We start from the raw sequence: 5,723 nt of genomic DNA on the forward strand, positions 1-5,723 counted from the left end.
ACGCTGCGCGCCGGGCTCTTCTTGCGAACATTAAGAGGGTCACGTGCAAGATACTTCAGGGGTGCAGTTATTTCCCGGCCTTGCACCCGCTTGATGGCTTCGACAATCTGAGTTTGTTCAGAGAGGTCCATGTGCTGCTCCAAAAAGACCGGGACACAAGCCCGGCAATGAAGGTGCGGATCAGCCGGGAGAGCGCCCGGCGCGCCGGCTTTTGATTTCTCGCTGGCCGATGTCTAACTATATCGCTTTCATTGGGCGCTTCAGTAAATAGCAGTAAAGTGTTACTATTCAAACGAACGAGAACTGTTTTTGATGGGCGTCTGAACTATAGTTTGAGGCATGGAGACAGCGAAGCTCTCACATAAAAAGGTGAGGCTCCATTGATTCCTGTCAGCAACTTTTAGCTTGGAGATTTCAAAATGGCCCATCTCCTCGATACCACCACCGGCCGCGCCGCGATTGCTTTTGTCGGTGAGGCCCCCTGGCACAAGCTGGGGCAGCGCCTGACGGATGGCGCCGACCTCGAAACATGGCGCCGTGAAGCCGGGCTCGCGTACACGGTCCAGCGCACGCCGGTCCTGTTCCAGCGTGCCGATGCCGGCGGCGCCGACCGCATCGAGGCGATGGAAGGCCGGGACGTGCTCTATCGCTCGGACACGGGCAACGCCCTGAGCGTCGTAAGTCACGGGTACCAGGTTGTTCAGCCGGGCGAGGTCCTGGACTTTTTCGGCAAGCTTGCCCAAGCCGGCGGCTTCGTGCTGGAAACCGCCGGCGCCCTCTCCGACGGCAAGCGGGTCTAGGGGCTGGCAAAGGTCAACGACGGGGCCCCGGTTGTCGGCCAGGACACGGTGCGTCCTTACCTGCTGCTGGCCACAAGCTACGACGGAACGATGGCCACCACCGCCAAGTTCACCGCCATCCGGGTCGTGTGCCACAACACGCTGACGATGGCGGCCGGCACGGGGGTGAACGTCACAGGCGGGCAAACCGAGCAGGACACCATCGAAGGCCCGGTCGTGCAGTGCGTGCGCGTGCCGCACATGAAGAAGTTCGACGCGGGCGCCGTGCGCCAGCAACTCGGCATCGTGCTCACCGCGTGGGATCGCTGGCTGGTGCAGGCGCGGCTGCTGGCGCAGGTGGACGTGACGCAGACGCAGGCCGACAAGTGCGTGGCAGACCTGCTGCTGTCGGTCCAGGCCACGCCCAAGGACAAGCCGCAGCCCGACGTGCGCGCGAGCCGCAGCTACAAGCGGCTGATGGACCTCTTTGGCGGCGCGCAGATCGGCGCCGACCTCTGCGGCACCAAGAGTGCGTGGGCACTGCTCAACGCGGTCACGGACTACGTGGACCACGAGCGCGGGCGCAGCGACGACACGCGCATGACTTCGGCGTGGTTCGGCGCTGGTGAGGGTCTGAAGCTCAAGGCCTGGGACGCGGTGCGCGAGATCGCGGTCAAGGCTGGCGCGATACAGCCTGCCTGAGTCGCCTGACCAATCGGCCCGGCCGCGCGCCGGGTCGCCCACCTCTCGCACCGTGCTGGAGCTGCGCTACGACCTGCAGCGCATCGTAAACCTGACCACCGGCCAACTGCTGTACGGCGCCAGGCGCGCCGCCTGGAGGACCCCCACCGTGCCTTACGACCCCATCGCCCCCGGCGTCGGCTACGCCCCCGGCCTGATTCCCTTGGGCAACACCACGGAGCCGATGCTGCAACACACCAAGGGCCACGACTGCATGACCAACCTGGTTGACGCCATGCGCAGCGACATCCCGCGCAGCGAGCGGCGCGAGATGGCCGCTGGCTGTCTGGATGCACCGCACATCATCCCGGCCGGCAGCGTGACCCGATATCTCGACCAGTCCGGACGCCTCGGGATGCGGTTCTCGTGGCGAGATCAACTGGACTGCGGCGCGTTGGCGTGGCTTATCAAGATCGAACGCGTGAGCGCGCAGCGCCGCGACGGCTGCTTCCCTTGCTGGTGGGACACATGGGGTGCATGGGCTGCCCACGCCGCGCTGCACTACCCGCGCGAGTTCTCTGGTGCGTCTGCTGGCTGACCGCCATGAACACCAGTCTGCCTGGTGCTGCAGGCCAGTGCTGCCATTGCCAGTACTGGCAGCGCCGCGGCGGCACGCTGGCGCCGGCGGCCATGGGGTGCAGGGCCTTCGAGCGCGAACAGCCCGGGCGCACTGCGGCCCTGCTCGCTGCCGTGGCCGTGGAGCGCTCCAGCCGTGGGGGCTGCCCCGTGTACGAGCCGCTGCCCGACGAGCCTGATTCCTTCATCGCGCAGGATCTGCCGCTGGTGTCTGGGCCCGCCTCGTCTTTCACAGGTATTGAAAGGCCCTGAAATGGCGTCATCCACTTCAACGACTGCGTGCGGTGCTTTCCGGCCGCCGTGCGCGGCATCGCAGCCACTGCCCGCCAGGCACGCGGCCTTGTCCGATCCCGCGCGTGTCGTGGACACCCACTCTGCGCAAGTCTGCCTCGTGTCTCACGAGGAGTTCCGGCAGGCACTGAGGCAGGCCGGCCACGGGCTCGCCGCGGCCCTTGCGTACCGCTACGACGCACGGCGCGACGAGACGGTCTGGAAGATCAACGGAGAGGCTGTAGGCCTCACCGTGGGCCGCATCGGTGCAACGACTGCATGCTTCCTCGCCACGACGGCGACTGGCACGGACACGGCCGGCCGCGGACAGCCGGTCGAGTCGCCGGCGGCTGCAGTGCATGGCCAGGTCGCCAGCCTCGATACCGACGACCTGAGGAAAAGCGCATGAGCGCGACTGCTGTTCAGGAGGAGGGGCAGCAAGGCCTGTTCGAGCGGCAGTGCGAGGCGTTGCAAGGCCGCCAGGAGCGCGCGACGCTGCGTGCCCAACACTAGGCGCTGCAGGACCTGCTGGCGGCGATGGAGGCCGCGACGACGCCGGCCAAGAAGCTACGCTTGAGGCTGTGATGCAGCAAAGGAAGGCGTGGCGATGGCAAAGGCATCAATGACCGCCGAGGAGTTCGAGGTCGTAAGAAAGCGGCTTGTCAAAATGACGCCGGATAACGCGGCAGCCGCACGGAAAGTGCTGGTCGATGGCCTACCGCCCATCGAGGTGGCGCAGCAGTGCAATATGTCCAAACAGCGCTTGAATGGCATCCTCAACTCTGTGCGGGCCGCCGCGAATGGCGTGCCCGTAAGCTGGGTACGCGTAGAGGTCTGGGTACCACCAGAACTGGTACAGCAGGTGCGTGACATTGAGGAGCGTGCCAAAGCCAAACTCGGTGGCACGCCGCAGTAGTCCAGTTGCACAATCCGCTCTGATCAATGGAGCGGCCGGTCAAGTGCAGTTGGCTCACAGCTGCCGCGCTGGTTCAGCGCGGCAGTTCATTGAATGCCTTTTCATGGGTTTCTCCAGGCCCGGCGCAGCTCAACCCTTCCCGGTCGCAAGCGGCGGATCTTCATTGACCGCTCAACCGTCTGCACTCCACCGGGCCTTGATCGGGTGTGAGGCACAGCGCGATCATGGGATCAGGCCAACAGGAGTGGTTCAAGTACAGCAGCCGCTGTGCCTCACACGGCCGATTCTATGGACCCGTCAGCCACCTGACCGCCCGATGGACCGACCGTTGGGCCGTGCCAGGGCAGGGTGTCTGGTCTGCGGCCAGTTCGGCGCCAACAACGTCTATCGAGGCGCACAGCTGCGAAAACAGTGCTTCCTATCGGCCCGCTTGGAACTCCCTGCTGCAATGCGGTGGCATTGCAGCGTGGCTGCTGAATAGTGCAGCATGCCCGTGCCCGAAGCCATCTTCCGCACCGTTGGAGTACCCGGCACCGCCACGTGGCAGCCCGGCGCAGGCAAGGCAGTCCGTGACGGCGTCCACGCCTATGCAGCTGTTGAAGCCGAGCGTGTCAGCAGGTACGGCGGTTCCCAGCACGGGGCAGGGCGTCGGGCATGCCAATCCAAAGCGGTGTGCCCGCTTCGTCGAGCTCGATGCGGCCTGTCAGCGCCGTGGTGTGCGCCAGACTCCATACCGTGATGGCGAGGATCGTTTTCGCTGGGGCGGCATGCCAGCCGCGGCCCGGCCGCATCCGTCTGGCCAGGTACATCAGCACCAGGGTTGCATCGTGGTTTTCGCCAACGGCGAGCTGCGCCGTGGATTCCATCTTCGCCAGATCCTTGCCCGCGCCGCGCATTGGCAACTCGACATCGATGACGGCCCGCTCCAGGCCAGCGGCCAGCTCCGTGGTGCGGAACACCAGCCAGCGGCCGGGGAAATCGCGCAGGCAAACGCCTGGCGCACCATAGCGGCGGGACAGTCGGCCGTAGAGCGTCTGGAGCAGCCTTGGCGGCGGCTGGTCGGGCATCGAAGACATGGCCCGGTACTTTGCCAGCCGCCATGGGTGCGCTGCGCGCTTGTTGCCGTGATGTCACATCCGGCGCGCTGGCTCGCGTGGTGAGCCAGCAGGTCGTGTAGGAGTCAAGGCCAATGGGCCGGACGTTGTAAACGCGGCGTACTGGTGTCAGGCGTGTCCGGGCGGGTACGAGAAGCCGCCGCCATGCTCATCCTCGAGCCGGGTCTCTTCCATAAGGTCTGCACCGGGTCCGGCGCGCCACCACGCGCCAGATGAGCCGCGTACCAGGCCGCGATCAGCAGCCCCACGAGCGGCTGCGGACCTTGCAGGATTTCACCGAGGTCCAGGTCACTGGCCTCGCAGATTGCCTCGATGGACGCTATCTTGAACCGCACTTGTCCGTCGCCTGCGTCTTGCGAAAGGCGCAGATCGGCAAACTCGACGCCGTCCGGAATGGTCATGCGCAGCTGCAGCTCTCCCAGGAGGCACTGCAGTGGCAGAAAAAGGCGCATCTGCCGCCCTTTGGTCGCTGGACGACGCCACGCCGGTGCACAGCTTCTCGACGCTGCTCGCCGAGCTCCCGACCATCGTGCGCAACATCTGCCGCACGCCCGGCGCCGCGCCCGATGCGCCGAGCTTCACCGTGCTCACCACGCCCACTGCTAAGCACAGGCGCGCACTGGAGTTGATCGAGCAACTTCAGGTGTAGGTAGAAACCGGCCCCCGATGTCATGCCAAGTGCGCGTCATGCAAGGGAAAACTTGCTCGGCGGCTGCCGGAACTTCGGATTAACGCAAAGAACCGTCTTGGGGTGACTTACGATTCTGGGAAATCTCAAGACATCGCTGTCAGGCTCCCACAAGGCTTTCAAGTACGGCAAATACGCTGCGCCGTACCTTGCGGCATTTGCCTGTCGATTCAATCGCCGCTCCAATCTGTAACCTTGTCGGTCGACTCATCGTCAATGTCGCACGCTGCCAGCCCAAGCCTCAGCACGCCATACGGAAGGCTGCGGATCATTTCCAATCAGGTTCTTTTTTGACGGCGGTATCTATTTTAGGACTTACGCAAAAGTTTGATAGAAAATCATAGAAATCCCATGAATTAATTTCAACTTGAACTTCTTGAAAGCATAGATCATAGTTTTTTCTTTCACTAGGCGGCGACATGAATCCATCCCGCGTGGACTACTGTCAGTTCCTGTTATCGAGTCAGGTCAACTTCACCTTGACGCACTATGCCGAGCATCATGCCCACTTTAGCCATGACGCCCTCAATCGGTATTTGAACGGCGAGCGCATCACATCACGCATCATTTGGGAAAACATTCGGCCGCACGTGATTCCCAGCGCTCATGGCTATCTGATTTTTGACGATACCGTACTC

General features: G+C 63.7%; 7 protein-coding genes and 3 pseudogenes. 8 read left to right on the plus strand and 2 right to left on the minus strand.

Going from position 1 to position 5,723, the window contains the following annotated elements; genetic code table 11:
- Positions 1 to 419 precede the first annotated feature (419 nt).
- The 5 genes and pseudogenes from H537_RS55590 (at position 420) to H537_RS51070 (ending at position 3,282) form a co-directional block, all read left to right on the plus strand.
- Positions 420 to 1,481, plus strand: a pseudogene (locus H537_RS55590) (DUF932 domain-containing protein).
- Between the two features lie 52 nt (positions 1,482 to 1,533).
- The gene (locus H537_RS0114490; protein WP_028998489.1) at positions 1,534 to 2,058 is read left to right on the plus strand and encodes a hypothetical protein; all 525 of its coding nucleotides are present in this window, start codon (positions 1,534 to 1,536) and stop codon (positions 2,056 to 2,058) included.
- A 5-nt stretch (positions 2,059 to 2,063) separates the two neighbouring features.
- A complete protein-coding gene (locus H537_RS0114495; RefSeq protein ID WP_156901718.1) occupies positions 2,064 to 2,348 on the plus strand; it encodes a hypothetical protein in 285 nt (94 codons plus the stop codon).
- A gap of 88 nt (positions 2,349 to 2,436) precedes the next feature.
- A complete protein-coding gene (locus H537_RS0114500; RefSeq protein WP_028998491.1) occupies positions 2,437 to 2,775 on the plus strand; it encodes a hypothetical protein in 339 nt (112 codons plus the stop codon).
- 198 nt (positions 2,776 to 2,973) lie between these two features.
- Positions 2,974 to 3,282, plus strand: a complete 309-nt coding sequence (locus H537_RS51070) for a TrfB-related DNA-binding protein (RefSeq protein ID WP_084150679.1) — start codon at positions 2,974 to 2,976, stop codon at positions 3,280 to 3,282.
- A gap of 611 nt (positions 3,283 to 3,893) precedes the next feature.
- On the opposite strand, the gene H537_RS0114510 is transcribed toward H537_RS51070, so the two are convergent.
- Positions 3,894 to 4,358 carry a hypothetical protein gene (locus H537_RS0114510; protein WP_156901720.1) on the minus strand — a complete coding sequence of 155 codons (465 nt, stop codon included), beginning with the start codon at positions 4,356 to 4,358 and terminating at the stop codon, positions 3,894 to 3,896.
- 104 nt (positions 4,359 to 4,462) lie between these two features.
- A complete protein-coding gene (locus H537_RS43095; RefSeq protein ID WP_156901721.1) occupies positions 4,463 to 4,798 on the minus strand; it encodes a hypothetical protein in 336 nt (111 codons plus the stop codon).
- 32 nt (positions 4,799 to 4,830) lie between these two features.
- Here H537_RS43095 and H537_RS52855 point away from each other — a divergent pair, with 32 nt between their 5' ends.
- The 3 genes and pseudogenes from H537_RS52855 to H537_RS57050 form a co-directional block, all read left to right on the plus strand.
- Entirely contained in the window at positions 4,831 to 5,046 is a 216-nt protein-coding gene (locus H537_RS52855) for a hypothetical protein (protein WP_156901722.1), read from the plus strand.
- A gap of 109 nt (positions 5,047 to 5,155) precedes the next feature.
- Positions 5,156 to 5,348: pseudogene (locus H537_RS55595) on the plus strand (IS1595 family transposase); the annotation flags it as partial.
- Between the two features lie 156 nt (positions 5,349 to 5,504).
- Positions 5,505 to 5,723 (plus strand): annotated as a pseudogene (locus H537_RS57050) (IS701 family transposase); the annotation flags it as partial.

The sequence above is a fragment of the Azohydromonas australica DSM 1124 genome, assembly GCF_000430725.1.
GTDB lineage: Bacteria > Pseudomonadota > Gammaproteobacteria > Burkholderiales > Burkholderiaceae_C > Azohydromonas > Azohydromonas australica.

Excerpts from the sequence above, each read along its gene's own strand:
- H537_RS51070 (WP_084150679.1), top strand. The coding sequence starts at position 2,974 with ATGGCAAAGGCATCAATGACCGCCGAGGAGTTCGAGGTCGTAAGAAAG.
- H537_RS0114495 (WP_156901718.1), top strand. The coding sequence starts at position 2,064 with ATGAACACCAGTCTGCCTGGTGCTGCAGGCCAGTGCTGCCATTGCCAG.
- H537_RS0114510 (WP_156901720.1), bottom strand. The coding sequence starts at position 4,358 with ATGTCTTCGATGCCCGACCAGCCGCCGCCAAGGCTGCTCCAGACGCTC.
- H537_RS43095 (WP_156901721.1), bottom strand. The coding sequence starts at position 4,798 with ATGACCATTCCGGACGGCGTCGAGTTTGCCGATCTGCGCCTTTCGCAA.